This is a genomic window from Rhizobium sp. SVR5-9E, assembly GCF_056755095.1.
This window is the reverse complement of the sequence record NZ_JBNDHS010000512.1, coordinates 1-257: the sequence shown is the minus strand read 5'-3', so window position 1 is coordinate 257 and position 257 is coordinate 1. Positions and strand designations below refer to the sequence as shown.

Below are 257 nucleotides of genomic sequence, written 5' to 3'. Positions count from 1 at the left end.
ATATGAACGACAGCTGGTACAAATACACAGGCTCAACAGCCAATGAAAATCAAGCCAGGCTTGTAAAAAGAATGATGCGGCCAAATACTGTCGAAAATGTTGACAGGACCTGGGAAGAATGTGTAAGAACAAAAACTCCTTTCGTGATGGAATATGAGCTTGAAAATCCGAATCAGAAAGGAACGTACCGGTGGTTTCTGGGAAGAGCAGTTCCTAATTTTTCTGAAAACGGAGACTGTCTCTTATACACATCTCCG

1 protein-coding gene is annotated in these 257 nt (G+C 42.0%); it reads left to right on the top strand.

Going from position 1 to position 257, the window contains the following annotated elements:
• Positions 1-257 (top strand): PAS domain-containing protein (locus ACPYOJ_RS35850; RefSeq protein ID WP_481420456.1); only part of this gene is annotated, 257 nt, incomplete at both ends.